Origin of the sequence: Bradyrhizobium sp. McL0615, assembly GCF_049993905.1 — a bacterium.
Lineage (GTDB): Bacteria > Pseudomonadota > Alphaproteobacteria > Rhizobiales > Xanthobacteraceae > Bradyrhizobium.
In genome coordinates, this window is record NZ_CP188254.1 from 5,738,212 (window position 1) to 5,761,802 (window position 23,591).

The window sequence follows — 23,591 nt, forward strand, 5'->3', positions numbered from 1 at the left end:
GCGACAGCGCGACTGACTCATCATACTGATCGACCTGCTTGGCGATAATCCCACAAAACCCTGAAACTCGGTGGATGAGTATTCGGATTTCTCGCTTGAACGCCTTCGACATCATGGAGACGCCGCGCTCAACATCCGGCGGGTCAGTTCCCCGGTCCGTACAGACCGTGCAGCGCAATCTCGCGCAACGACTGGACAAACCAGTACCCTTATTTATGGTCCGAGCCATAATTTGCGTCGATTTTAGCGCGAACCTGCTTTTTTCTGCACGGACGCAACCGTTCTCATGCCTCCACGAGCTTGCTGCGAACCGCGTATCGAACCAGGCCCGCTGTCGAATTTATGTTGAGCTTGCGCATGGCGGCTGCTCGATGCGTCTCCGTCGTCTTTATGCTGAGGTTCAAGATCGCGCTCACGCCCTTGTTGCTGTGCCCTTCCGCAACCAGTTTGACGATCGTCTTTTCTCGGGGCGAAAGCACCTGATTCGGATTGCCCTTCCCGCTCGTCATGCCCTTTAGTTCGCCCGTGAACGATCCCGCGTAAAACGGTTTATGAACTATCAATGACTCAACGGCCGCCAACAGCATCTTATTCGCATCAGCCTTCAGCAAAAACGCACGGGCTCCTGCCTGGAACGCCTGCAACGCGAGCACCTCTGAGTCATGCATTGTGAAAATGAGTATTTCCGTTATTTGCTGATGTTCCCTGATGCGCCGTACAACTTCTATCCCGGTCATAAACGGCATCGCGTAGTCAACAATGGCAACGTCGGGCCTTTTTTCCACAGCCCCGGCGACCGCCTCCTTGCCGTCGCGAGCCTCGGCAACGACCTCCCAGCCGGCGCGCCCTTCCAACACGGCACGTAACCCGGACCGCACCGCTTCATGATCGTCAGCAATAAGAATCCGTTTCATGATCGAAGGAAACTCCAGTGCAGCATCGCGCCGGCCATCGACATCCGACCGTTCGCTTCCAGACTTCGTTGGACTCGCTACATTCCTCCCGCACGTCGAGCAGTCTGCGATTCTAGTGTTGTGCTGCAATGGATCTGCGATGTCCCGGATGCTGATGATGCCGTACCCGCTGTCGCTCTCTCTCTCTTGAGCGGGAGAGAGAGCGGAAGTTTCGCACACAACGTAGTTCCTCGGCCCCCTGTCGCTGATGAAGAATGGATTTCGAGAGTACCGCCCAGCTGCCGTAATCTGGCTTTCATCGCCGGAATTCCGACACCAAATGAAATCGCCTTGGGGCCCGATCTCGCCTGATTGATTGACATGCCCCGGCCGTTGTCAGCGACCTGAAGTTTGATGTGCGTGTCCATTGCCTCCATTGCGACCTTCACCCGTGTCGCTTGGGCATGCCGAAAGACGTTCATAAGGGCTTCCTGAATAACCCTCAGCACAGCGCGCTGCCGCCCGTAGGATAGTTTATCGACTTCGGGAGCGATCTCCAGACTCGTCTTCAGCGAGGTGCGCGCCGAAAATCCGTTTACGAATTGCTCGATCGTAATCTTCAGGCCATCGGTTAGCAAATTCTGAGGATGCAGCAGGTAAGTAAAGGCGCGGATCTCCCTCTGCGCCTGGTCAATCGACGCATCGATATCATCGATGAGTTTCTCTGCGTTGCCGTTATCGCTGACCGCGCGCCTCAATCGCATCATGTTCAAGCTGGCGGCAATCAAATGCTGGCAAGTCGAATCATGCAGATCGGACGCGATCCGCTGCTGCACCTCTTCCTGAAGCGACAACAGCCGGCGCTCGAGTTCTGCTGCAGCCCGTCTTTTGGCCGTCTTGTCGACAGCATCGAGCGTCGCCCGCTCTTCGAGGGCCCGATGGCATCCGACCAGCTTCACTATATTCCCGCTTTCGGAATCACGGACGGGATTGATCGTCGTATCAAACTCGCGTCGGCGTCCGCCGAGGGCAAGGCGGTGCCGGTAACGAACCGATCTTCCCTCGGCCAGACATGCGTCGCAAAAAGCGCAGATGGACTTCGCGTCCTCTTCGCTCATGCAGTCATGAATTTCTCTTTCGCTGTCGATTGAAATTCCGAGCAGGCGTTCGAAGGCCGGATTCATGCTCTCGTAGAAAAAAAGTCCGTCATTCGAAATCTGCATTCCGAAGAGATATTCCGGAGCATGTATCCAGTGGAGTTTGTGGTACGCGGGTCGGGGACTCATACGGTCTTGCCCCTGATATTTCCCGGATCGAGCGGCCTATCGGCTGCATGATTTACCTAGGCAACGTTAGGTCTACATCACGTTCCGGGCTTGCCTTAAGTAAATACCCCCTCGAGTACGCTCGTCAAGTATCTGTTTTCATGCCCTAAGAACGTGAACACGTTGGCACAAATTGCACACTGCATTTTTATTCAAGTCCTTCCGTTATGCGTCGTCGCAATTATAGATAGAGCGAAATTTCAGTTACTTAACGACTACGTATCTTTGAACTGCCGCGGCTAAACTTCGGGAAAACTCTCAAGGACGACCACGCACGCTCAGTATATTTCCCGATGGCGGGCATTTACTCGTCAGCCCAATATCCTTCGAACCGTGGTGAAGAACTGCAACAAGTTCATCCGACACCATTCTTGAGACTGCTGCTGCTCTGCCGAAGTTCTCCGTCAAATTCGGCTCTTGAAATCGGCAAGCCGATTTGCATTCCTGCTCGCTGGCCAGCAACAAGCCACAGACCAAACAGAACTCAAACGGAGAAGGCAGCGCTGGCGGGCGTGGCGTAACCGTCATGCGCGCGGCATCCTTACTCAGGCCGGGGCAATCAGCAGGAACGCTCAGTATATTTGCCGATGGCGGCGGGTCTTCGCTCGACCGAAAATACTTATCGGGTCGATCCGCAGCTCATAGGTTTTGCTATGCCTTCACCCTCGGGCAGGACGAACTTTTATCGATTGCTGATGATGGCGCTTGTTGCAATAGCGCCGGCATTTTCGCTCGCGGCTTGTCAGAGGGAGACTGACACCGCAGCTCCGGCAGCCCGTCCAGTTCGGACCACAACCGTTGAGAAGCGTGAGGCTGGCCAGGCGCTGACATTTACTGGCCGCATCGAGGCTGAGGACGAGGTGAGCGTGGCGTTTCGAATTTCCGGGCGGCTGTCGGAAAACAACGGCAAGCTCGGGGATCGAGTGCAAGCCGGGCAATTAATGGCGCGACTTGAACCACAGAACGAGTTGAACACGCTGCGGCAGGCGCAGGCAGGCCTCGCGGCCGCGCAGGGGCAATTGACGCAGGCGCGCAATCATTTCGAACGCCAGGAGACGCTTCTGGCGCAGGGATGGACGACGCGGGCCAATTTCGATGTCGCAACGCAGGCGCAACAAACCGCGCAGTCGCAAGTAGACGCCGCGGAAGCCCAACTCCGTACCGCACACGACCTGGTGAGTTTCACCGAACTCAAGGCCGATGCGCCGGGGACAATAACCGCAACCGGCCCCGGCGCGGGAGAAGTCGTTCAGGCGGGTCAAATGATCGCCAGACTTGCACGAAAAGACGGTCGCGACGCGATTTTCGACGTTCCGGCCCAGTTGCTTCGATCAGCCCCCAGCGATCCCCAGATCACCATCAGCCTGACGGACGATCCGGCAGTGACTGCGCCCGGGCGAATCCGCGAGGTCGCCGCTCAAGCCAATCCTGTAACCCGGACCTTCGAGGTCAAAGTCGGCCTGACTGATCCTCCGGCAGCCATGCGGCTTGGGGCAACCGTCGTCGGACGACTGCAAACCGATTCCGCGCCTATCATCGACATCCCGGCAACGGCATTGACGAAGATCAATCAGCGACCGGCGGTATGGATTGTCGACCCTTCGACCAAGACGGTCTCAATCCGAAACGTCGACGTCTTGCGCTTCGACCAGGCGCGGGTGGTGGTTTCGCAGGGTCTGGATACCGGCGAAGTCGTAGTCACGGCGGGCGTCCAGGCCCTTCACCCGGGCCAGAAGATTCGCCTGCTCGGGTCAGAGCCATGATCAATCTGTCCGAATGGGCGCTTAAACACCGCTCGCTCGTCGCCTACATCATGATCGTCGCCGTCATCGCCGGCGTGTTGTCCTATTACCGGCTTGGCCGCAGCGAAGATCCCACCTTCATCATCAAGACCATGGTCGTGCAGGCCGCCTGGCCGGGAGCGACCGTCGAAGAGACGCTCAAACAGGTAACCGAACGGCTCGAGCGCAAACTGCAGGAAACGCCTCACCTGGATTTTCTGCGCAGCTTTACCCGTGCCGGCGTTACGACGATCTTCGTCAACCTGAAGGGCAGCGCGAACGCAAAGGAGGTTGCTGACACCTGGTATCAGGTTCGCAAGAATATCGGAGATATCCGCCACACCCTTCCGGCAGGAATTGTCGGGCCCGGCTTCAACGACGATTTCGGCGATACGTTCGGGATCATCTACGGCTTTACGAGCGACGGCTTCACGCATCGCGAACTGCGTGATCGCGTCGAGGATATCCGCTCGAAGCTGCTCCTGGTGCCTGACGTATCAAAAATCGAAGTGTTGGGGGCGCAGGACGAGAGGATCTTCGTCGAATTCTCGATGAAGGAACTCGCCAGCCTGGGGATCGACCGGTCTGCACTGATCGCGGCACTTCAAGCGCAGAATATCGTGCGGCCAGCCGGCACGATTCAAACCGGCAATGAAAGTCTTTCGCTGCGGGTTTCAGGCGCATTCGCGTCGGAACAGGATGTCGCGAACACCAACTTCGTCGCGGGCGGACGCGTGCTCCGCCTGAGCGATATCGCGCAAATACGGCGTGACTATTCCGACCCGCCGCAGCCGCAATTTCGTGTAAATGGCGAACCGGCCATCGGGCTTGCAATCGCGATGCGGGACGGCGGTGACATTCTTGCCCTCGGCGCAAACATCAAGAAACTGATGGCGACGATTACCGCAGATTTGCCTGTCGGTATCGAGCCGAAGCTCATAGCGGACCAAGCCGTCACCGTCGATGGCGCCATCTCCGAATTCATGACGTCGCTGCTGCAGGCGATCGCCATTATTCTCGTCGTCAGCTTCATCAGCCTCGGCGTCCGGCCCGGTCTGATCATCGCGCTTTCCATTCCATTGACGCTGGCCATCGTCTTTCCGATCATGCAAATGGCGGGCATCGATATGCAGCGCATATCGCTCGGCGCGCTGATCATCGCCCTCGCATTGCTCGTCGACGACGCGATGACGACCACCGATGCCACGCTCAATCGTCTGGCGGCAGGCGACGACAAAGTTGAGGCCGCGACATACGCGTTCCGGACCTACGCATTTGCGATGCTGGCGGGAACCCTGGTGACGATCGCCGGTTTCGTTCCCGTCGGCTTTGCGGCCAGTTCGGCGGGAGAATACACATTCTCGCTGTTCGCGGTGGTCAGCATCGCGCTGATCGTGTCCTGGTTCGTTGCGGTAATCTTTGCTCCGCTGCTGGGTGTCATCATTCTCAAGCCACCGAGGGCGGCAGCGAGCGCCGAGCCCGGCAGGGTTTTTCGATGGTATCGTAGTTTCCTCACCTTCGCCCTGCGGGCGAAATGGCTGACGATCTTCGTTTCGTTGGCACTTTTCGCAGCATCCTTTCTCGCGCTACCGCTCATCCCGCGGCAATTCTTTCCGTCCTCGGATCGTCCGGAGTTGCTGGTCGATCTCAGCCTGCCGCAGAATGCGTCGATCTACGCCAGCGAAACCGCGGCGCAACGCCTCGATGCAGCTCTTAAGGGCGATCCGGATGTCGCGCGCTGGAGCACCTACGTGGGCCGCGGCGCTATTCGCTTCTATCTGCCGCTCAATGTTCAGTTGCCGAATAACTTCTTCACCCAGGCGGTCATTGTTGCAAAGGACGTTGCGGCCCGCGAACGTCTTCGCGTCAAGCTGGAAAAGATCCTGTCTGAAGAGTTTCCAAGCGCAATTTCGCGGGTTTCTCCGCTTGAACTAGGGCCACCGGTCGGATGGCCCGTACAATATCGCGTCAGCGGTCCTGATGTAGATCAGGTGCGCGCGATTGCTCTCAAGCTCGCCCAGATCATTGCAACGAATCCCAAAGCCGAAAAGGTCAATTTTGACTGGATAGAGCCCGCCCGCCAGGTGCGCATTCGGGTCGACCAGGATGAGGCGCGCCTGCTGGGGCTCAGCTCGCAGGCACTGGCCAGCGTTCTCAATACCGTCATATCCGGCACCTCCGTTACCCAGCTGCGCGACGATATCTATCTGGTCGATGTCATCGCACGTGCGACGGATGAACAGCGTGTCTCGCTTGCTACCCTGCGCACCCTGCAAGTGCCGCTGCCGGGCGGCCGCACGGTTCCGCTCAGCCAGTTCGCGACCTTCGAATACGGGCAGGAATATCCCTTGATCTGGCGGCGCGACCGCGTTCCGACGCTAACGGTGCAAGCCGACATCGTCGCTGGAGCGCTGCCGGAGACGGTAGTGAGCTCACTTTCGCCCGATATCGCAGCCCTGACAAAAGCCCTCCCTGCAGGGTATCAAATCGTTGTCGGCGGGACTGTCGAAGAAAGCCGGAAGTCACAGGCCTCCGTGATCGCCGTCGTGCCGGTCATGTTGCTCATCATGCTCACGGTACTGATGGTGCAGCTGCAGAGCTTCCAACGATTGTTCCTGGTCCTTAGTGTAGCGCCGCTCGGCCTGATCGGCGTCGTCGCGGCGCTCCTGCTGTCTGGCAGGCCGCTGGGCTTCGTTGCTATTCTCGGCATCCTGGCGCTGCTGGGCATGATCACCAAGAATGCGGTGATCCTGATCGGCCAGATCGAGGCGGAGCGTTCTCAGGGGAAAAATGCCTGGGACGCCGCCATCGATGCTAGCAGCTCCCGTTTCCGCCCAATCATGCTAACCGCCGTATCGACCGTCCTGGGTATGATTCCGATCGCTCCGACGGTTTTCTGGGGCCCGATGGCCTTTGCGATCATGGGCGGCCTGCTTGTCGCAACCATCTTAACGCTGATCTTTTTGCCTACCTTGTACGTGGCCTGGTTCAAGGGAACGGAATCGACAGGGCCTTCTTCGAAGCCGGCCTAGATGTAACTTTTGCACGAGCTCAAGCGTTCATCACATCCAGATCGCAAGACCTCGGGAAACCACTTTCTCAAATCCAGGGCCGTGGCGGTCTTTGCGTTTCCGGTAGGGTAATTCCCCATCCTGGTCTGAGTGATCCACCTGATATCATGTTGCGTCCCGAGCATGCATCGTACCAACACTCAAAAATGGAGACGGTCATGCTGAAATCAAAAGCGCCATTTTCACTGCTGGTCCCAGCGCCGATGCGCACATCTATTCTCGCTGCAACTTTAATCGCAATGACGGTGGGTATGATACCGCTTGCTACGCCGGCAGACGCGCAAGGCGCATCGTGGTGCGCCAGAAGGAAGGGAAATACGAATTGTGCGTACCAGACCCAAGAGCAGTGTCAGGCGGCCATCAGCGGACGAGGCGGCACTTGCGTCCAACGAAAGCGTCGCTAGGGCGCCGACTGACGCACGGCGCTGATTTGATCTTGAGGGCGCCTCGTCTCCGGACACCAGATCTCAAGCCGCGATGCAGCTCCGCTGTTCGCGCGTGCGACTCCGTCAGCAAAGCGAGATCCAAAAGATTCCAAAACAACGAGACCGCCTCTTCATCTCGTTTGCTGCATTACTCCATCGAAAGCGGAGGCAAGCTTTTCCATCTTTGGCAGAGGTGATTACCCTTCTTCAACCAGGTGATCACCTGATATCGCGGGGCTTCAAGCCCATCATCCCAAGGCCTAAGCAGGAGATCACAAAGATGATGATGACGAATTCGAAGACACGACTTGCAGTTGCCCTGCTTGTTCCCGCACTTCTAGCACTGGCAATTTCCGAAGCGGCGGCGCAGAAGCAGTCGGCCTCTGCGGCGCGAGCGGAATGCTTCAGGCAAGCCAATGAGGCGGCAGCGGCTGTCAATATAGCCAGCACCGGTGCGACGGCAGAGAGAAACGCCAGGGGTGTTTCGGCCTATCGCGAATGCGCCAGGCGAATGGGAATCCGTCCCTGATGCAGTGCCGTGATACAGCTGCAGCTTCGTTGTAACTGCAACCGGTCAAGCCATAGCCGAATGGCCCGGGTTCTGCCGCCTCGAATCAATGGTGGGCTCGCCACCCGAAATCGGATCGCGACATACGCGCGGCGTACCGAGTTCCGCCGCGCCGGTGCTGGATTCTGCAGTTCGCGTCTCTTTTTCGGCCTGCTGTCAACATCACACTGGCCTTCCTAAGCAATCGACCTCGCCCCAACGGGTCAGCACGCCAGCGAAGATGAGTTCGACTTGATCGAGCCTCGAACCATGGCTTCGTAGAAATGTCATGACACCCTCTTCGGATTCATCCGATCAGAGACTCTCTCGCGGCGCGCTCACGGCGCTTGTCGTTGGATCGATGGTCGGCTCGGGCATCTTTGCACTGCCGTCAGCATTCGGCCGCGCCACTGGAGGCCTGGGTGCATTGATTGCCTGGGGCATCGCGGGCGTCGGAATGCTGATGCTCGCGTTCGTCTTTCAGACGCTATCGCGGCACAAGCCCGATCTGGACGCAGGCATCTATGCCTATGCCAAGGCAGGTTTTGGCGACTACCCCGGCTTTGTGTCGGCGGTGGGCTATTGGATCGGCTGCTGTCTTGCCGATGTCGCCTGCCTGGTTCTGATCAAGGCAACCCTGGGCCAGTTCTTTCCCATCTTTGGCGATGGGACCACACCTACCGCAATCGCCGCGGCGACCGCGCTGCTATGGGGCGTTCATTTCCTGATCCTGCGCGGTATCAAGGAAGCCGCAGCGCTCAATACGATTGCGACCTTCGCAAAAATCGTTCCGATACTGCTCTTCATCGTTGTTGTCATATTTGCATTCAAGGGCGACGTCTTTGCGCTGAATTTCTGGGGCGGCGAAGAGCCGACCTTCGCGAACGTGTCAACTCAAGTCCGCAACACGATGCTGGTGACCGTATTCGTTTTCGTTGGGATCGAAGGCGCAAGTGTCTACTCGCGCTATGCAAAAGACCGGAACGATGTGGGGATCGCGACGATTTTGGGCTTTCTTGGAGTACTCGCCCTGCTCGTCCTCGTCACGATGCTGTCGTATGGCATTTTACTGCGTCCGGAGCTGACGGCGCTCGCCACTCCTTCGATGGCAGGTGTACTGGAGGCCATCGTCGGACCATGGGGCAAGATCTTTATCAGCGTCGGTCTGCTCATTTCTGTCCTCGGCAACTACCTGTCCTGGTCGCTGCTCGCCGCTGAGGTCCTCCACTCTGCAGCAGTAAATCGCACGATGCCGTCGTTCCTCGCGCGTGAGAACGCCAAAAAGGTTCCTGTGGGAGCCCTGTGGCTGACGAATATCGCTATTCAGGTCTTCTTGCTTGTGACCTATTTCGCGGAATACGCATTCACGCTCGCGCTGAAGATGACGAGCTCAATGACGTTAATTCCCTATCTGCTCGTAGCTGCCTACGGGCTCAAACTCGCCTGGACTGGAGAAACCTACGAAGCCGACCCGCGTGGCCGCGCCATCGACCGGATTCGCGGCGCAATCGCCACGATTTACGCGGCCGGCATGATCTATGCTGGCGGCGCAAAGTTTCTGCTGCTGGCAGCACTTCTCTATGCGCCGGGAACGACCTTGTTTATTATTGCCAGACGCGAGCAGCGGAAGACTGTTTTTACCCTTGTTGAGTGGCTTCTGTTCGGCGTCTTGCTGGTTGCAGCTGCCGTCGGCCTGTACAGTCTCGCGGCCGGTACTATTTCGGTCTAAGCTGCCCTCTTGATTATCCTCGACTTCGATTTCAATCCACAGCCAGGGCGACCCATTGTATCTGCAGCAAGGGTGATCCCTCATCTTCATCTAGGTGGATCACCCGATATCATGGTGCACTCTGAACGTGCAGGGTGCCGAGAAAGCCGTCCCTGAAACAGTGGCGACAGCGGCAGCTCAGCTAGAATTGCAGCCAATCCAGCTCTGCTCAGCGACATGGCCGCCTAACGACGGCTTTCGCCATCGGTCCCGCTGCTGAATAACATGGAGGTCAGACGGGTCATGAACTCTTCGGCTGAGCAAAGCAGGCCCGCGGAGCCGCCGGTGAACGGTCCGGGCAGTCTTGGGAGTGCGATTCCCCGCGCTGCCGGATTTTTTTGTTTCTGGCTGCTGCTAACCGGCGCCGACGCTGGCGATCTTGCGGCTGGGTTCGCTGCTGCTGTTGCAGCAACCTGGGCAAGTCTGCGCCTGATGCCGGCTCAGCAATGGAGCCTGCGTCCGGTCAAGCTCGCCGAATTCGTGCTGCACTTTCTGCGTCAATCGATTGCTGCCGGAACGGACGTCGCACAGCGGGCTCTTGATCCTCGGCTGCGGTTGCGGCCGGGCTTTGTCGTCTATCAAACGCACCTTCCGCCGGGAACAGCGCGGGATGCGTTCTGTGCAATCATGAGTTTGCTGCCCGGCACGCTTCCGTGCGGGCCCGCGGCGGGAAATGGCCTAACGGTTCATTGCCTCGATGTGACGCAGCCGGTGGTCGAGCAGCTGGCTGCGGAGGAAGCCCTGTGCATGCAGGCACTCGGAGGAGCGCGGCGCAATGGCTAGCTTCCTGTTCGGAGCCGCGAGCTTCGTGCTGACGATGGTGGCGCTTGGTTTGATCGTGATTCTTCGGCGCCCAGCCGAGGTTGACCACATGATGGCGGCGCAGCTCCTGGGCACCGGCGGCGTCGCTATCCTTCTTTTGCTGGCCTCGGCGACCGAGACACCGCCGATTGTGGACGTTGCATTGCTGCTGGCGCTGTTTGCTGCGTTCGCGGCCGTCGCGTTCGTTAGAAGCGCGTCCGATCAGGAGAGCGAGGTCTCAAAGGCTACGAGCGGCGGATGAACCTCGCGCGTGACATCTTCACCGTTTTCGCCGTCTCGGCGGGTGCGATCTTCTTTTTGGCGGGGACGGTCGGTTTGCTCCGCTTTCCGGACGCACTGACGCGTCTGCACGCCCTGACCAAGGTGGACAATCTTGGCCTTGGCCTTGTCGTTCTGGGCCTGTTGCCGCAAGCAGGCGGACCATTCAGCGCGTTGAAGCTGGTGAGCATCTGGCTGCTGGTCCAATTGTCCGGCGCGATTGTTACACAGCTCATTGCCGGCGCGGTTCGACAAAGCGGACCACATGAATGACCATCTTGTCTGTTTTCGATATCGGTCTTGTCGTCCTGATCCTGGGGATCGGGGCATCGACGATCACCGCGCGCGAAGCGTTCGCAGCCGTCATCGGCTTCGTCGTCTACGGGTTGCTGTTGGCCATCGCCTGGGTCCGGCTCTCTGCGGTCGATGTCGCGCTGACGGAGGCAGCGATCGGCGGCGGAATGACCGGCATGTTGTTGCTCGGTGCGGTCGCACGTCTGCGCCTTGCCAAAGGCAGCGACACCCCGGCCAGCATGTCGGTGCGTTTTACGGCGGGAGTATTGTGCGCGCTTGTCGCGGCTGGCCTTGCAACCGCCATCCTGTCTCCGCCCGAATCTATTCCCACTCTCGCACCGATGGTGATGGAGAATTTGGCGCAGAGTGGCCTCGGCAATCCCGTCGCTGGCGTTCTGTTCGTTTACCGCGCGCTCGACACGCTGCTCGAGAAAGTGGTCTTGCTACTCGCTTTGCTCGGCGTCTGGTCGCTGGCACCCGATGGCGTGTGGGGCGGAGTGCCGGGGCTGCGTGTCTATGCACAACCCAGCAGCACGCTTACTTTTCTTGCCCAGCTTCTGCCACCGGTGGGAATCGTGGTGGCCATCTATATGTGCTGGGTCGGCGCGAAAGAACCGGGCGGAGCCTTTCAAGGCGGCACCGTCCTGGCCGCGATGTGGCTCCTTGTCATGATCGCGGGCCTGAAGAGTGTACCTTCGATCAGCCAGCCCTGGTTACGTCTGCTGCTCGTCGTCGGACCGGTGATTTTCCTTGCTATCGGAATAGCCGGGATGGTGCTGGCGAATGCCTTTCTGGCTTATCCACCGGGCTACGCCAAACCGCTGATTGTCGCGGTGGAGGTCGCCTTGACGCTTTCGATCGGTGTGGCACTGGGCCTGCTGGCCGCAGGCCCGCCGGAACGGGTGCAACGGCAATGAACGCCGCAACATTGTTCGGGTTAAGTGGCGCAGCACTGGTGGGAATTGGATTGTACGGCCTCATCACAAATCCCGATCCGCTGCGCAAGATATTGGCATTCAACCTGCTGGGAAGCGGCGTGTTTCTGGTGTTCGGCGTCGTGTCCAGGAGAGCCGCAGCTTCTGGTCTCGGAGGTGATCCAGTCCCTCAGGCGATGGTCATTACCGCCATCGTCGTTGCCTTCGCGGCTACGGCCATGGCTATCGCGCTGGTGCTGCGGCTGTTGCAGGAAACCGGCCGATCCACGCTCAACGCCGATAATCCTGGAGGCGCAAATACGGACAGAGGCAACTCCTGATGCCGGACGCAAATGTCTTGCCCGATACGACAACGACAGATGGAGCTCTTCTTGTTCTGGCAATCGTATTGCCGGCCGCGGGTGTTCTGTTGTCGTTCGTCCTCGGCGGGCGGTACGCTGAAAGGATTGCCTCCGTTCTGTTGCCCTCCGGCTTCTTCCTTGCAACGATCATTTTCGCCGACGTGTGGCAAAGTGGCCACCGGCTGGTCTACATCGTCGGGGATTGGAAACCTCCGCTCGGAATCGCGTTGCGCGCCGACGGACTTTCGGCCGCCATGATGGTAGCAATGGCCGTCGTGATCTGCGCGGTCGCCGTCTTTGCACATGCGGACTTCGGCACACGTGCAGGGTCCGTCGAAGCCCGCGCTCCGTTCGCGTTCTGGATCCTGCTGATGGCGATCTGGGGCGCAATGAATATGGTCTTCGTGGGCGGAGATCTGTTCACGTTGTACGTCGCGATCGAACTCCTCACCTTCGCCGCGGTACCGCTGGTCTGCCTCGACGGCCGAGCGGAGACATTGCAGGCCGCGCTGCGATACCTGCTCTTCGCCCTGCTCGGCTCGATTCTATACCTGGTCGGAACGGCCCTGCTCTACGGCAGCTATGCTACGCTCGACATCGTTCTGCTCTCGGGCCGGGTTCATATGGAGCCCGCAACACTTGTTGCCGCCACGCTGATGACCATCGGGCTCTTCGCCAAGACCGCTCTCTTTCCACTGCATCTCTGGCTTCCGCCAGCCCATGCCGGCGCGCCGGCGGCCGCCAGCGCGGTTCTGTCGGCGGTGGTGGTGAAGGGGTCGTTCTTCATCGTCGTACGTCTCTGGTTCGACGTCATGCCAGAATTGCTCGGTCAAGCCGGCGCGCAACTGTTCGGTGGACTGGGGGCAGCGGCAATTGTATTCGGCAGCGTCGTCGCGCTGCAGCAGCAGCGACTCAAGCTCCTGATCGCCTATTCGACGGTCGCACAGATCGGCTACCTGTTCCTGATGTTTCCGCTCGCCCTCGACACGGTGTCGGGGCAGCTTCAGGACAGCGGCGCTTTGACCGGCGGCATGCTTCAGGCGATATCGCACGCGACAGCGAAGGCGGCCATGTTCATGGCCGCTGGACTTATCTATGTCGCCCTCGGACATGATCGAATCGCCGAACTCGGAGGGATCGCTCGCGCACTTCCGATGACGATCTTCGCGTTCGCACTCGGTGGAGTGTCCTTGATCGGGTTGCCGCCGAGTGGCGGCTTTCTGGCGAAATGGCTGCTGCTGGAGGCGACGGTCGCGACCGGTCAATGGTGGTGGGCGATTGTGATGCTCGCGGGAGGCCTCTTCACAAGCGCCTATATGTTCATCGTGCTGTCGAGCGCAATTGCGCCGCCGAGTGAGCCCCTCAAGCTCCGCGTCGCTGTGCCGAGATATCAGGAAGTCGCGGCGCTCTCATTGGCGCTGACGTCGCTGTTGCTGGGTCTGGTCGCGCTTGGCCCTATCGATATCCTCCAGATTGGCCGCCCGGAATCAACGATGGTTGGGTCGCGATGACTTGGGAAAGTACATTGCTGGCCAGCGTCTTCGTCGTTCCGCTCGGCATGCTCCTGGCATGCCTCTGGCCGCGGGCGCTGAACCAGATGCCTTCGCTGCTGGCGTTCGCCCCAATCCCGGCGCTGGTGGCGGTGTTGCTTGTCGCTTCTGATTCCTCGTTCGCAATAGGTTCGACGCGCCTCCATTTGACCTTCGCGCTCGACCGTCCTGGTGCCATGCTGCTGGGCGTTTCGGCGCTGTTGTGGATCGCATCAGGTGCTTACGCTGCGCAGTATCTGCAGGGTCGACCCAACCGCGACCAATTCGCGGTGTGCTGGTTGATGACGCTGACTGGCTGCCTCGGCGCATTTCTGGCCGCCGACATGGTGGGCTTCTATCTTGTTCTCGCGCTGCTCACGCTCGGTGCCTGCGGCCTTGTCATCCACCACGGAACATCCCGCGCATGGCGCGCCGGCGCGGTCTATATCGGGCTCGCCCTGCTGGCCGAAGCCTTCCTGCTAATGGCTTTCGTGCTGCTGGCCGCGGAAATCCCGGGTGACAGCCTGTTGATCCGGGACGCCGCGGCTGCGCTGCCGAGCTCGCCTCGGCGCGATCTGATACTTGCCCTGTTGATAGCCGGCCTCGGGATGAAGGCGGGCCTCGTACCGTTTCACTTCTGGATGCCACTGGCATATTCGGCGGCGCCTACGCCGGCGTCCGCTGTGTTGAGCGGTGCAGTCGTCAAGGCAAGCATCCTTGGAATGATCCGGTTTTTACCACTCGAAACTCCGCTGCCTGATTGGGGCATGGCACTCGCCGCCGCAGGACTTTTTGCCGCGCTCTACGGCGTCGTGATTGGAAGCACGCAACGCGATCCCAGGGTCGTGTTGGCGTATTCCAGCGTTAGCCAGATGGGATTCATCGTCGCGGTCATTGGCATGGGAATGCTCGCCGGAGATGGCCGCGCTGCAATGGCAGCGGCCTTCTACGCCGCGCACCATGTCCTGGTGAAAGGCGCGCTGTTCCTGTCCGTGGGCGTGATCGCCGCGACCGGCAGCCGCCGGCTATGGCCGATGCTGCTGCCCGTGGCAATCATTGCGGTCGGCCTCGGCGGACTCCCGCTCACGGGCGGCGCATTGGCGAAATTCGTTGCCGACGAGTTGCTGGGAGACAGCACCGCGAGCACGATTGCAACGGTGTCTGCAGTTGGCACGACGCTATTGATGTTGCAGTTCTTGCGCAGCCTTGCGAAATCGGCATCGCAAGACCCGCAAGCGACAGCAGCCGCAGGGCTTGTCTGGCCGTGGCTGGCGACCGCGGTGGTTTCGCTTGTCGTGCCGTGGACGCTGTATCTGACGGTCCCAGCCGGAACGTTGCCTGACCCGCTTTCTCCTGCGGTGCTGTGGAATGCGCTTTGGCCCGTTCTGCTGGGTGCCGTGCTGGCGATTGCGCTGTGGCGGTGGTGGCATTCGCTGCCACGCATTCCCAAGGGAGACATCATTGTGGCACTGGATGGCGGAATGCAGCTGGCTGTCATGGGGGGCAAGGCGCTGGAACGAATGGACCGGGTTCTTCGTCAGTGGCCGGCGGCGGGCATATCCTTGCTTATCGTGACCATCGCGCTGGGCGCAGCGGTATTTGCGCGGTAAAGATGGTGCGCAGAATCGCCGGGCGCCGGACCTCATCCCGGCTATCGGCAACGAGCAGACGCGACGCCGCGCGCCTGCTCCGGCCGGCGATTCGAGCCACCTGACGTGACGGAAACTACCGCGAGGAAGAAGCCGGCTACCATCGCCAGCCGCAGCGGCGACGGCCCCTGTGCCACCAGCAAACCCAACGCCGGCCACGGCGACCGCGACGACGACTCGGATGAACAACGACTACCTGGGCCTTTTCCACCAGGTCATCGACCTTGAAGTTATTTCTCCTGGCGATGGCCAATGGCACAGCATCCGCGACTTCCGGCGCGACAGCCCAACCGATTGTCCCGACACCGGCAATCGCAACGACGGCACCAGGCAGGATATTCGTGACAATGGCACGGCGACTCATTGCTGCCATGAGGGTTCTTCCTTGTCCGAATGCTTTTTTTGAGCGCTGCGGAAGCCACAACATTTGTTGGATGAAGTCGCTCGGATCATTACAACGCTTCGAGTTATGCAGCACCTTTTGTATCGAGGTGCGTCGAACCTCCCCTCATCTGAATTCAAATCGCCTTGTCGATCAATCGGGGGATTCATCCGCCCACGTCAGGGTTTTTTCCTATCAACTCGTGCGCAAGGCATCGGCATCATATGGCAGGTCGCCTTTTGGCAGTTCCTGATTGCGGTTCCTGTGAGTACCCCATCATGCAGATTGATTGCGCACGACAGCGGCACGCGGCGCGCGATTTCACTTTCCAGTCCATCTCCGCGGTCGGTCGTCCGGCTTTGTTGGCAGGGGCCGCAATATCCAGTATTCGCGGGCGGGCGATGGTATGTGCATTCCTGGCCGTTCTTTTCGCTGCGCCAAGCGCGCAAGCGCGACCGCCTTTTCGAGTCGGCGGGTTGACATGCAGCACCGGCCCGAGGGTCGGACTGGTCCTTGGCTCGCGGCAGGATATGCGATGTGTTTTCGTTGCGAGCGCAACGGGACAACAATACGTTTACACAGGCACGATCAGGCGCCTTGGCGTCGATATCGGTGTGACAAGAGGGGGAACGCTGTTCTGGGCTGTTTTTGCCCGAAACAGCCAAATCGGCCGAGGCACGCTAAGAGGAAGCTACGTCGGCGCCAGCGGCAACGTTGCTTTAGGCCTGGGTCTAGGCGCCAAGGTACTGATCGGTGGATCCCGCCGCACGATAACGTTGCAGCCGTTGTCGGTCGAAGGCCAGATCGGACTTAATGTGGCGTTGGGCGTAGCGAATCTCGTACTCCGATGACGGGTGCCAGGCTTTGGGCGTTGGTCTAGCCGCAAGAATGCTGGTCGGATCACCTATTGAATTGGCCGGACGCCGCTTGCCACGGCGGGAATGCCCTCGCCCATCCGGTCGGTCATATACGGGAAGAACGGGTTTGACGATGCCCGCATCAACGAGTCGAGGCTGGCGATCAAGACGTTGCGCTCGCCTCGCGGCGCCAGGGTGCCGAGATTCTCTCCAAAGTTCTCAGACGGGTCGGGCTCGGCCCCATATAGAGAGTCGCTGACCGGAAACGGCAACGCGACGTGCGACAGTGAATAGAATCCCCGCGGATACGATAACCCGAGCGGACGCAACTTCTCGACATTGCTGCCGGCCTCGGTAACGCGCTCGATCACATCGTCACTTTCGCCATCGGAATTGGTGATGATAGTAAGACGATACTTTCGCGGGGCGCTCGGCACAATGCGCGCCAGTGCGGTGTCGGCGCTGGAGCGGAGCAAAGGACCGAACTTGGCCGTGCGATTAACATCGAACAGCACCAACTCGTGGCCGTTCTCAGGAAGCTGCACATAAAGGGCCGATACGATGGCCCGCGTGCTCACTGTGAAATCGATCAGCGATTGAAACGTGAGGATCGGCGGCAACTGTCCCAGTTTGCCGTCACGAGCATAGCGAGCGATCCGCGCCTGCAGATCTCGAGTCAAACGATAGGATTGGCGCGCGCCGTTAACAGGAAATGAATTGTATTTGAACGGATTGAACTCAGGCACGATGCCGAGCCACGCTGCCTTGGCGAAGGCGGGCAAAATCGCCGGCAAGCCCGCCAGGCCGGCGTAGCGTGCGATGCGTGTGATACCGACCATCGGCGAAATCAACACAAGACGGTCTGGCCGAGACAAATTTTTGTCGCCGATGGAATCGAGCGCATACATCAAGGCCAGCGCGCCGCCATTGGAGAAGCCCACCAGATGCAACGGCGTGGATGGCTCGGTGCGTCTGCGTGCTTCGCGCACCGCGAGCCGCGTCGCCGCCATCCAATCTTCCCACTCGACATCGGTCAGTGCGGCCGGAACCGTGCCATGCGCCGGCATCCTCGGCACGACGGCCACAAAGCCGCGATCACGATAGAAACCTGCGATATGGCGCTGACTGTAGGGGGAATCCGTCAGGCCATGCAGAAGCACGACGGCACCGACCGGCTTTCCCTTTGGCTCGAGCACAAAGGACCGATTAAAATCCTGCGCGAAGTGCCCCGGATAGACCGGACTGCCCTCAAAATACCGATTGGCTGGGACACGACCGGCCGCATCGAGCTTCTGGGAGACCTCGCGCTGGACGTCGTCAAAGATCCCGGCCTCAGCCGCCAGATATTCCGTCCAATTGGCCGCATCGAGCTTTTCCCTGCTCAGTTCGTGCGGAACATGAGTGTGCCAAGGTTCGAGTGGCAATCCCCTCTGTGTATCGTAGATGCGGACGGCAAGGAACGTCAGCAGGGACACGCTGAGTAATGCCGCGGTGATTTTCACAAATCTGAATGCTTTCGTCCGCATGACCGAAACTCTCCAACGGCGATGATGCTGTGAAAGACCGCTACTGAGCAACAGGAAATGTTCTGCGGCCCCATCTGCCTCGCACTTGCGCTTGCAGTATCTTGGAAGGAGCCAAACATCGAGCCCAGGGCAATGACCGCCAAGAGGGCGATGAGCGCGCTGACAATCCCGACCATGACGATATCGAGATAACTTTCGCGATGCGTCGAGCCACAAACGGCGAGGAGCGTCACGACAGCATTATCATGCGGCAAGCTGTCGAGGGTACCGGAGCCAATTGCGGCCGCCCGGTGCATCAACGCGAGATCTATGCCCTGCTCCGCCGCGATGCGCATACAGGTTTCGTCGAGCGCCTCGAGCGCGATCGTCATGCCACCCGAGGCCGAACCGGTCAGGGCGGCGAGTATGTTGGTTGCCACCGGCCTATTGCGAGCGCCAAGGCCGGCCGCTGCTGATTTTGTAGAGCCCGGCGCGCGCGCGTTGGTTCAACTCGCTCGGTATCCGAAACTAAACCAAAGCGACCTTCCCCGTAGGAAGATCATATACCCCACCGACCACGCGAAGCGTCTTCTTGGCCACCATCTCCGCCAGAATCGGGGTTGCCTGTTCCAGCCGCTTCACGTTATGGCGTACGTTCGCGACAACGGCGCGCTGCTCAAGATCCGGCCCGGCTTGCTTGATTTCGCCTTCGATACCCGGTTTCATAGCCCGCACCAGATCCGCGATGTGCCCGGGCAGATCGTTGCCTTTCTGAAGTGCCGCTACGGTGGCATTGACCGCGCCACAACTGCTGTGGCCGAGCACCATGATCAACTTGGTGCCGAGCACTGCCGCGCCAAACTCCAAGCTCGCAAGACCCTCGGTCGTTACGAAATTGCCCGCAACGCGAACAACAAACAAATCTCCTGGTCCTTGATCAAACGCCAGCTCGGGCGCGATCCGGGAATCTGCGCAGCCTAAAATTGCTGCAAAGGGAGCCTGACCAAGCGCGCGGCTCGCGCGTCCAGCAGAAAAATCCCGTTCGCGCGGCTGGTTCGCCACGTAACGCTCGTTGCCCTCAGTCAATAGTTTCAACGCTGCATCCGGCGTGTCGGCGGCCGACACGGGCTGAGCTTGAGCGACACGCCCGACGAGAGGAATTGTTGCGAGGGCAGCGCCCCCTAGCAACAGTGACCGACGGCTGGGGCTTGCTTGCGAACAAGAACCGCACATAAGATTGCTCCTTCCGCGTTTTCATTAATCCGAATTGCTCTCCCCGTCTCCATTCGCTCCGCGCTTCCAAAACCGCACGCTTTAGCGGCGCCCGCCCATCAGACGCAGCAGCATCATGAAAAGGTTGATGAAGTTGAGGTAGAGCGAAAGCGCGCCCATCACGGCCTTGCGGCCCGCCAAAGTGGCGTCATCGCCGCGGTCGTACATTCCCTTGATCCGCTGGGTATCGTAGGCCGTGAGGCCCGCAAAGACGCCGACGCCGATGATGGAAATCATCCAGTCCAGCCCGCTCGATCTCAGGAACAGATTGACCAGGCTCGCGATAATGATGCCGATCAGACCCATGAACAGGAAGGTTCCAAATCCCGACAGGTTTCGCTGGGTGGTGTAACCCCAGATGCTGAGCGCGCCGAAGGCCGCCGCCGAGATAAAGAACACCCGCGTGATCGAGGATTGCGTATAGATGTGAAAGATGGTCGACAATGAAATCCCGACCAGGGCCGCATAGAGGAAAAACCACCCTCGCGCAGCTTCCGCTGACATCGTGTTGATCCGTGCGCTGATATAAAATACAAGCCCCAGCGGGGCCAGCATCAACACCCACATCAGCGGACTCTGAAGCAATTCAGGGCCGGTGAACTGATAGGTCAAGAACGCGACAACGCCGGTGAGGCCAACACCCGCGGCCATGTAGTTGTACACGCGCAGCATGTAGGCGCGCAGGCCGGCGTCTATCGCGATGGCGCTGTCGGCGGGAAGACCGGGCGCGCCTGCATTTCGATCATAATCCGACATGGCTTGTTCCTCCCTGATTCCGACGACCCGCCAGCGCGCTTCTCATCGAAGCCCATAAGCCTAATCTGCCGATCAATCGGATTTCTGTTGTTGCTGGCGCAGCCGAATATTTCGCTCGCTCTTCCCTCGCGGCAACGCAGTCATGTGTGGCCGCCGTCGGCTGCGGACTCTATGCGACCTTTGCGGGCTGGCATTCTTGGCAGAAGTATCGCCCACGGCCGCGGTACGGACATCGTCCCTGACAGCATCGGTGACCATTCTCGGAATGCGCTCAGTGGAAGCGCCGGGTTTCGCGGCAGCGGCAAACGCCGCGCATACAACCACGATCCCTACACCGGCTACCGCAATGAGGCGCTTCATGACCTTTTCTCTGCCTTAATCATTGGGGCTCCCTCCCGTCATGGCCTTTGCCTGATCGGGGAATGCGGCCGTCCGGCGCTCGGGCTTCACTGGATGCGTATCGCCCCAATATGACCAGAACGCCATGGCGAGCCCGGCAAAGAATACCACAGCCAGAATCAAAAACAGTGCGGATTGCTTGACCCACGAGATCACCGGAACCGCCAGCGCCAATGCAACGCCGAGAAAGCCGATTTGAAGCGACACCAGGTGGACGCCGGCGAGGAACGTGCCTAGCGCGAGCAATATGAGGAGGACGAGACCGGTGGCGAGCGTAGGCAGCACCTGCTGCACGCCCGAAAACAGCATGATGTTCATCGTCACGAGAACAGCCAACCAATGCAGCGCCTGAGTCCAGATCAGTCGAACCCGAGCCTGCTTGTCCTCGAGTTCCGACCATTGGGTAATGACGCATACGAGACCCATCGCGATGGCCAAAAACTCCCAATAACCGACGAGAGGCCGCTTCGAAATGTTGGTATATGCCACGCCTCCGATTGCCAGCGCGAGTATGGCGAGAAAAGGCAGCTGGCGGCGAACCAGGCTGAACCAGCCGGCGCTGTGATCCTGAATGTGATCTGACGACGCATCAAGTTCATTCATGAGCAATTTAATCGCACTATCCGCCCGCCAGTCGCTATTCCGCTCTCCATTGGTGATGCCATTGAGATTACTTGCTGGCTCAGCGACGTCGTGACGGGATCGGCGTTCTTGCCAGAGAGATATTTATTGCAGCCGTAAGTCTGCAAGCGTGTTTCCGCGCCGCTCCGGCGATATTTCCGTGAAACTGCGCTACGGCCGCATCGCGCGACATCAGATGATCACCTTAGTACAGACCTGGAATTACCCTGAAAGACAACGCTGCCGCCTCGGTATCCCGGCGGTCAACCGGTGTGGACCAGGCTTGGGCGCTGCCTCCGAGCCGAGCGCTGGGTCAATGGGGTTCCCAGATCGGCGCGTCGGTGAACAGGCCGCCTTCGGCAAAACCGATGCCGTAGATCAGGACCACACCGAAGGCGAAGCTGACCAAGCCCGACGCCACGCGGAGCCGCCAATTGAATTTCGGCAGATTGACAGCCGTGAAAGTAAACGGCGCCGACAGGATCAGCGTGATCAGCATCATTCCGACGATCGTCCCGAGCCCGAACAGCAGCAGATACCCCAGCGCGGCCACCGTTTCGCGGATGACGGACAGGATCATCAGGGCGACGGCGGCCGACCCTGCCAGGCCGTGCACGAGGCCGACCACGAAGGGTCGCAGCCAGCCATAGAGCGCGATCCGACCGAACCCGCAGTCGAGCCGCGCCAGCGGCGTCTGCTCGTCGGCATGCCCGTGCGCGCCAGGGCCATGACCGTGCAGGTGCCGGTGCAGATAGTCGCCGTGCGCATGGAGGTGATCGTGGACGTCGGGAACATGGGCATGGGCCGCGCCGTCCGCGCGGCTGCCGGTCAAGGTGAGAACGCCGAGCAGGACGAGCATGATGCCGACGGCAAATTCCATCGACATCCCGAGACGCGGCGGAATGACGACCCCGAACACGATGATTGCCGCGCCGACCGCCATGACCGTGACGGTGTGCCCGACGCCCCAGGCGGCGCCGATCAGAGCCGAGCCCACCACGCTGCGCTCGCGGCTGACGATCGTTGCAATGGCGACCACGTGGTCGGCGTCGGTTGCATGCCGCATCCCGAGGAAGAAGCCGAGAAACAGAAAGGACAGGACGTTCAGGGCGGCTTCGGTCATTGCGCACGTTTCAGAATGGCATCGAAGCCAAGGACTTTTCGCGCGGATAACCCAAAACGATACCTCCGCCCAAGACGGCGGGTCCATCAGGGCAATACCGATAGAAGGCCGGGGGAAAACCCTGATTGACACGTCCGGTTGTCGGGCACCTACTGTTGGTAGCTGCCGTTGCATGGAAATTCTGACGACCGTTCCATGCAACCGACAGCCAATTAGCTCAATCTGCTCCCGCTTTCCCCAAGTAAAGCAAGCAGCCAGGGCCGGAGGATTGCATGCAGCTCACTCCGAGAGAATTCGACAAGCTGCTCGTCTACATGATGGCAGATGTCGCGTTAAAACGAAGGGCCCAGGGCCTCAAGCTCAATTATCCCGAAGCCGTCGCTGTTATCTCAGCCGTCGCTCTTGATGGCGCACGTGCCGGAAAAACCATCGAAGACGTAACCAAGGAGGCGCGTACCGCACTGACCAAGGCTGACGTGATGGAGGGCGTCGCTGATCTCGTTCCAATGGTGCAGATCGAGGCGGTGTTCACCGACGGCAGCCGCCTGGTGACGGTGCACACGCCGATCCAGTGAGTGCCTGACAGGAGGCCAACATGGCTGGACCAAAAGTGGGCCCCGCTGTTGCCGCAAATGTCGACCCGGCGACAAAGGACGTGCCGGTCGGCGGTTACGTGTGCAGTTCGGCGCCGGTCACATTCGATGCCGATCGTCCGGTGACGACGCTTAAGGTACGCAATGCAGGCGACCGCCCGATTCAGGTCGGATCGCACTTCCATTTCTTCGAAGTCAATCGCGCGCTGGAATTCGATCGCGCAGCGGCCTTCGGGCTGCGCCTGAACATTCCATCATCGACCGCAACGCGGTTCGAGCCGGGTGACGAACGCGAGGTTCAACTCGTTCCCTACGGCGGCAAACGCGCCGTCTATGGTTTCAACAATCTCGTTGATGGTCCGACCGCAGGCCAGGACGCCGCCACGGTCAAATCCAGGGCGGTGGCGGCGGCGGCGAAGCGAGGCTTCCGCTCGACATAAGACGC

General features: G+C 59.8%; 22 protein-coding genes and 1 pseudogene. 15 read left to right on the top strand and 8 right to left on the bottom strand.

Annotated elements, in window-relative coordinates:
* Positions 1-284: 284 nt before the first annotated feature.
* Positions 285-914 (bottom strand): response regulator, encoded by a 630-nt coding sequence (locus ACPPVP_RS27475; protein ID WP_426526287.1) that lies wholly within the window; start codon positions 912-914, stop codon positions 285-287.
* A gap of 77 nt (positions 915-991) precedes the next feature.
* Positions 992-2,116 carry an ATP-binding protein gene (locus tag ACPPVP_RS27480; protein WP_426526289.1) on the bottom strand — a complete coding sequence of 375 codons (1,125 nt, stop codon included), beginning with the start codon at positions 2,114-2,116 and terminating at the stop codon, positions 992-994.
* Positions 2,117-2,913: 797 nt separating this feature from the next.
* Here ACPPVP_RS27480 and ACPPVP_RS27485 point away from each other — a divergent pair.
* From ACPPVP_RS27485 to ACPPVP_RS27545, 13 genes are all read left to right on the top strand, one after another.
* Positions 2,914-3,981 (top strand): efflux RND transporter periplasmic adaptor subunit, encoded by a 1,068-nt coding sequence (locus tag ACPPVP_RS27485; protein ID WP_426538089.1) that lies wholly within the window; start codon positions 2,914-2,916, stop codon positions 3,979-3,981.
* Complete coding sequence (locus tag ACPPVP_RS27490; RefSeq protein WP_426526291.1) at positions 3,978-7,031, top strand: efflux RND transporter permease subunit; 3,054 nt, start codon at positions 3,978-3,980, stop codon at positions 7,029-7,031. Before ACPPVP_RS27485 ends, ACPPVP_RS27490 begins: the two co-directional genes overlap by 4 nt.
* A gap of 290 nt (positions 7,032-7,321) precedes the next feature.
* Positions 7,322-7,474 (top strand): DUF3551 domain-containing protein, encoded by a 153-nt coding sequence (locus ACPPVP_RS27495; RefSeq protein ID WP_426538091.1) that lies wholly within the window; start codon positions 7,322-7,324, stop codon positions 7,472-7,474.
* 857 nt (positions 7,475-8,331) lie between these two features.
* Positions 8,332-9,771, top strand: a complete 1,440-nt coding sequence (locus ACPPVP_RS27500) for a basic amino acid/polyamine antiporter (RefSeq protein WP_426526293.1) — start codon at positions 8,332-8,334, stop codon at positions 9,769-9,771.
* A 282-nt stretch (positions 9,772-10,053) separates the two neighbouring features.
* Entirely contained in the window at positions 10,054-10,593 is a 540-nt protein-coding gene (locus ACPPVP_RS27505) for a Na+/H+ antiporter subunit E (protein ID WP_426526295.1), read from the top strand.
* Positions 10,586-10,873 carry a monovalent cation/H+ antiporter complex subunit F gene (locus ACPPVP_RS27510; protein WP_426526297.1) on the top strand — a complete coding sequence of 96 codons (288 nt, stop codon included), beginning with the start codon at positions 10,586-10,588 and terminating at the stop codon, positions 10,871-10,873. The genes ACPPVP_RS27505 and ACPPVP_RS27510 overlap by 8 nt, the downstream gene beginning before the upstream one ends.
* The gene (locus ACPPVP_RS27515; RefSeq protein WP_426526299.1) at positions 10,870-11,163 is read left to right on the top strand and encodes a monovalent cation/H(+) antiporter subunit G; all 294 of its coding nucleotides are present in this window, start codon (positions 10,870-10,872) and stop codon (positions 11,161-11,163) included. The genes ACPPVP_RS27510 and ACPPVP_RS27515 overlap by 4 nt, the downstream gene beginning before the upstream one ends.
* Complete coding sequence (locus ACPPVP_RS27520; RefSeq protein ID WP_426526301.1) at positions 11,160-12,101, top strand: hydrogenase subunit MbhD domain-containing protein; 942 nt, start codon at positions 11,160-11,162, stop codon at positions 12,099-12,101. Before ACPPVP_RS27515 ends, ACPPVP_RS27520 begins: the two co-directional genes overlap by 4 nt.
* Positions 12,098-12,439 (top strand): NADH-quinone oxidoreductase subunit K, encoded by a 342-nt coding sequence (locus ACPPVP_RS27525; RefSeq protein WP_426526302.1) that lies wholly within the window; start codon positions 12,098-12,100, stop codon positions 12,437-12,439. Before ACPPVP_RS27520 ends, ACPPVP_RS27525 begins: the two co-directional genes overlap by 4 nt.
* Positions 12,439-13,971, top strand: coding sequence for a complex I subunit 5 family protein (locus ACPPVP_RS27530; protein ID WP_426526304.1), 1,533 nt, complete (start codon positions 12,439-12,441; stop codon positions 13,969-13,971). The genes ACPPVP_RS27525 and ACPPVP_RS27530 overlap by 1 nt, the downstream gene beginning before the upstream one ends.
* 14 nt (positions 13,972-13,985) lie before the next feature.
* On the top strand, positions 13,986-15,599 hold the full coding sequence (locus tag ACPPVP_RS27535) for a proton-conducting transporter membrane subunit (RefSeq protein ID WP_426526306.1): 1,614 nt from the start codon (positions 13,986-13,988) through the stop codon (positions 15,597-15,599).
* 220 nt (positions 15,600-15,819) lie between these two features.
* Positions 15,820-16,044 (top strand): hypothetical protein, encoded by a 225-nt coding sequence (locus ACPPVP_RS27540; RefSeq protein ID WP_426526308.1) that lies wholly within the window; start codon positions 15,820-15,822, stop codon positions 16,042-16,044.
* 377 nt (positions 16,045-16,421) lie between these two features.
* Positions 16,422-16,871, top strand: coding sequence for a DUF992 domain-containing protein (locus tag ACPPVP_RS27545; RefSeq protein WP_426538093.1), 450 nt, complete (start codon positions 16,422-16,424; stop codon positions 16,869-16,871).
* A gap of 53 nt (positions 16,872-16,924) precedes the next feature.
* Here ACPPVP_RS27545 and ACPPVP_RS27550 read toward each other — a convergent pair whose 3' ends face one another.
* The 6 genes and pseudogenes from ACPPVP_RS27550 to ACPPVP_RS27575 form a co-directional block, all read right to left on the bottom strand.
* Positions 16,925-18,403, bottom strand: a complete 1,479-nt coding sequence (locus tag ACPPVP_RS27550; RefSeq protein WP_426526310.1) for an alpha/beta hydrolase — start codon at positions 18,401-18,403, stop codon at positions 16,925-16,927.
* 104 nt (positions 18,404-18,507) lie between these two features.
* Positions 18,508-18,822: pseudogene (locus ACPPVP_RS27555) on the bottom strand (GntP family permease); the annotation flags it as partial.
* An 88-nt stretch (positions 18,823-18,910) separates the two neighbouring features.
* Positions 18,911-19,615, bottom strand: coding sequence for a carbonic anhydrase (locus tag ACPPVP_RS27560; protein ID WP_426526312.1), 705 nt, complete (start codon positions 19,613-19,615; stop codon positions 18,911-18,913).
* 81 nt (positions 19,616-19,696) lie between these two features.
* On the bottom strand, positions 19,697-20,410 hold the full coding sequence (locus tag ACPPVP_RS27565; protein WP_426526314.1) for a Bax inhibitor-1/YccA family protein: 714 nt from the start codon (positions 20,408-20,410) through the stop codon (positions 19,697-19,699).
* Positions 20,411-20,785: 375 nt separating this feature from the next.
* Entirely contained in the window at positions 20,786-21,412 is a 627-nt protein-coding gene (locus ACPPVP_RS27570) for a hypothetical protein (RefSeq protein ID WP_426538094.1), read from the bottom strand.
* A gap of 331 nt (positions 21,413-21,743) precedes the next feature.
* A complete protein-coding gene (locus ACPPVP_RS27575; protein WP_426526316.1) occupies positions 21,744-22,553 on the bottom strand; it encodes a hypothetical protein in 810 nt (269 codons plus the stop codon).
* A gap of 272 nt (positions 22,554-22,825) precedes the next feature.
* Between ACPPVP_RS27575 and ACPPVP_RS27580 the strand changes: the two genes are divergently transcribed.
* Together ACPPVP_RS27580 and ACPPVP_RS27585 are read left to right on the top strand one after the other, a co-directional pair.
* The gene (locus tag ACPPVP_RS27580) at positions 22,826-23,128 is read left to right on the top strand and encodes an urease subunit gamma (protein WP_426526318.1); all 303 of its coding nucleotides are present in this window, start codon (positions 22,826-22,828) and stop codon (positions 23,126-23,128) included.
* A 20-nt stretch (positions 23,129-23,148) separates the two neighbouring features.
* Complete coding sequence (locus ACPPVP_RS27585) at positions 23,149-23,586, top strand: urease subunit beta (RefSeq protein ID WP_426526320.1); 438 nt, start codon at positions 23,149-23,151, stop codon at positions 23,584-23,586.
* Positions 23,587-23,591 lie beyond the last annotated feature (5 nt).